Below are 1277 nucleotides of genomic sequence, written 5' to 3'. Positions count from 1 at the left end.
GTTGGTGGGGGCCAGGTTACGGGGTGGCCGTGGGTGTGGGCGGTGGCGAGGTTGGTGAGGAACTGGGTGGGGGTGTGGTGGTTGCGGCGGAGGGTGCCCAGGACCAGTGTGTTGCTGTTGCTGTTGCTGTTGCTGTTGCTGTTGCTGTTGCTGTTGGTGTTGGTTTCGAGGGTGGTGTGGATGCTGGTGGTGAGGACGGGGTGGGGGCTGGTTTCGATGTAGGTGGTGTGGCCGTGGGTGTGCAGTTTCTGGAGGGTGGTGTGGAGTTGGACGGGGTGGCGGAGGTTTTCGTACCAGTAGTGGTTGGTGAGGGTGGTGGTGTCGTGGGGGTGGCCGGTGAGGGTGGAGTAGAAGGCGGTGTGGGCTGCTTGGGGGGTGATGTCGGTGAGCAGGGTGAGGAGTTGATCACGGAGGGGTTCGATGTGGGGGGTGTGGGAGGCGTAGTCGACGGGGATTTTGCGGGTTTGGATGTTTTGTTGGGTGCAGGCTGTCAGTAGGTGGTCGAGTTGGTCGGGGTTTCCGGCGATGACGGTGGTGGTGGGTCCGTTGTATGCGGCGATGTGCAGGTCGTCGTAGCCGGTGATGAGTTCGGTCGTCCGGGTGCTGTTGAGGGGGATGCTGGCCATGGCGCCGGTGCCGGCGAGTTGGGTGAGGGTTCTGCTGCGGAGGGCGACGGTTTTGGCGGCGTCGTCGAGGGTGAGGGCGCCGGCTGTGTAGGCGGCGGCTATTTCGCCCTGGGAGTGGCCGAGGACGGCGTGGGGTTGGATGCCGTGGGTCTGCCAGAGGTGGGCGAGGCTGGTTTGCACGGCGAAGAGTGCGGGCTGGAGGACGTCGACGTGTTCGAGGAGTTCGGGGTGGGTGGTGAGGGCGTCGATGAGGTTGTGGTCCATGTGTGGTGCGAGTGCGTCGGCGCAGGTGTGCAGGTGGGTGCGGAAGGTTTTGGAGGATGTCAGCAAGTCGGTTGCCATGGCGGGCCATTGGGTGCCCTGTCCGGGGAAGACGAACACGGTCTTGCCGCCGGTCGGCAGGTCGTCGGTGTTTGCCTGGAGGAGTCCTGGGTGTGTGGTGTTGTCGGCCAACGCTTTTACTGCGTCGAGGAGTTGCTGTGGTTGTTGGCCGACGGCGACTGCCCGGTGGGTGAACCGGGTCCGCCGGTCGAGAACGCCCGCGACCGAGGCGGCCGTAGTCGTGGGCTGATCTGTCAGGTGGGTGTGCAGCCGGCCTGCCTGCTCCCGCAGCGCTGCGGGGGTGCGGGCCGACAGCACCCACGCCACCGG

1 protein-coding gene is annotated in these 1277 nt (G+C 65.6%); it reads right to left on the bottom strand.

Going from position 1 to position 1277, the window contains the following annotated elements:
* The coding region (locus tag OO69_RS48055; protein WP_033287373.1) for an acyltransferase domain-containing protein at window positions 1-1277 on the bottom strand (1277 nt) is incomplete at both ends.

It is taken from the genome of Streptomyces sp. NRRL F-525, from assembly GCF_000716605.1.
Taxonomy (GTDB): Bacteria; Actinomycetota; Actinomycetes; order Streptomycetales; family Streptomycetaceae; genus Streptomyces.
This window is presented reverse-complemented; position numbering and strand designations above follow the sequence as displayed.